At 25.3% G+C, this 1645-nt stretch carries 3 protein-coding genes; 2 read left to right on the top strand and 1 reads right to left on the bottom strand.

The genetic code is table 11. The annotated features are described in order from the left end of the window. Positions 1-47 precede the first annotated feature (47 nt). A complete protein-coding gene (locus AVBRAN12640_RS09810) occupies positions 48-965 on the bottom strand; it encodes a tyrosine-type recombinase/integrase (RefSeq protein ID WP_336609160.1) in 918 nt (305 codons plus the stop codon). 85 nt (positions 966-1050) lie between these two features. Between AVBRAN12640_RS09810 and AVBRAN12640_RS09805 the strand changes: the two genes are divergently transcribed. Both AVBRAN12640_RS09805 and AVBRAN12640_RS09800 read left to right on the top strand, forming a co-directional pair. Beyond that, a complete protein-coding gene (locus AVBRAN12640_RS09805) occupies positions 1051-1299 on the top strand; it encodes a type II toxin-antitoxin system RelB/DinJ family antitoxin (RefSeq protein WP_214119493.1) in 249 nt (82 codons plus the stop codon). Next, positions 1292-1555, top strand: coding sequence for a Txe/YoeB family addiction module toxin (locus AVBRAN12640_RS09800; RefSeq protein WP_214119495.1), 264 nt, complete (start codon positions 1292-1294; stop codon positions 1553-1555). Before AVBRAN12640_RS09805 ends, AVBRAN12640_RS09800 begins: the two co-directional genes overlap by 8 nt. Positions 1556-1645: the final 90 nt, after the last annotated feature.

The following is a 1645-nucleotide window of genomic DNA, read 5'->3' as shown; positions in this document are numbered from 1 at the left end:
TGTAAATCAAAAGCGTTGGTGTATTTTATTTATATTATTCTTAAATTTTACTTAAAATATGACAAATTTTTAAGTTTGGCATACTCACTTTTAGAATAAATTTCGTGTGAATAAACCCTACTTAACATTGTTATATCGTTGTGTCCTAAATGCTTTGCGATGATTGGTAAATCAAGCTTTAAATGTATGCAGTTTGACGCAAAAGTGTGCCTTGTAGAGTGTAGGCTACCTATTTTTAAATTCAGAGATTTTTTTAATTTATTAAACTGATAATAAATAGCAAAATAATCTAAACTAAAATGAGAAAAATTAATATTTTCTAATTCTTTTTTAAGTGCGTTTGATAGCGGGATTATCCTTGATTTTCCATTTTTTGGAGTGGTTATGCCGTATCTTGTGGCGTTTTTGGTAATGCTTATTAAGTTTTGCTTATAATTTATATCTTTTTTGGTGATTGCTAATATTTCACTAGCTCTTGCTCCTGTGTAAAAAGCAAAATATAAAAATGTTTTAAGCTCTCCTTTGGCTTTATTTAATAGCTTTTTTATGTGAAGTTGTTTGATGGTTTTGTTTGGTTTAATGGCTTTTGTAGGTTTTAGGAATTTGATATTTTTTAATGGATTTTGAGTGATTATTCCTAGTTCTAAAGCTAAATTTATACCTTCATTTGCGTATGATATGAGTTGTTTTATAGTGCTATATTTTAATGATTTTTCTTGTAAAGTTTTTATCAATTCATAAGCTTTTAATTTTGTAAATTCTTTGATTTTTATATCTTTTAATATTTCAAAAAGCATTTTATGAAGGTATTTTTTGTTTTCAATTGTGCTTGGCTTTAAAGATGATTTTTTAAACTCAAATGAATAAAGGCAAAAATATTTTAGGCTTAATTCTTTTTGGCTTTTGAATAGTTTAAATAATGGCTTAAAAGCAATTTTGCATAGAAATCTTAATAATTTTAACATTTTTTATCCTTTTTATATAATATGTATTATATTGTATTGATAATATAATATTTATTACATATAATTACTTAAAAAAGGAGTGAAAATGAAAAATATCTCAATAAGAATAAGTGAAGAAGACAAAATCGCAGTTGAAAATATATTTAATGAATTAGGACTTACTTTAAGTAGTGCTACACTTGCATTTTACAAACAAGTAATTATTAATAATGGCTTACCATTTGAGCTAAAAGTCGATCCATTTTATTCTAAAAAAAATATTGATAGATTAAAAAAATCTATCGCTGAATTGGAAAAAGGTGAATACATTACAAAAGATGTTTTAAATGATTAAATGCTGGTCTAATGATGCTTGGGAAGATTTTTTGTATTGGCAAGAAAACGATAAACAAGTGCTAAAAAGGATTATAGAATTAATAAAAGACATTGATAGAAACGGCTATTTAGGGATAGGAAAACCAGAGAGATTAAGCGGTGATTTAGCTGGTTATTATAGTAGAAGAATTGATAAAAAAAATAGGATTGTATATAAAATCGCAGATGGGAAAATCCTAATCGCTCAATGCGGCTCTCATTATAAAGACAAATAAGCTTATAAATCTTCAAAATATTAAAAATTGTCAAAATTTAGCTAGTTTAACTAGCTAAATTCGATATGAAATTTTAATTAGAAAATCAAC

It is taken from the genome of Campylobacter sp. RM12640, assembly GCF_020137595.1.
Classification (GTDB): Bacteria; Campylobacterota; Campylobacteria; order Campylobacterales; family Campylobacteraceae; genus Campylobacter_E.
This window is presented reverse-complemented; position numbering and strand designations above follow the sequence as displayed.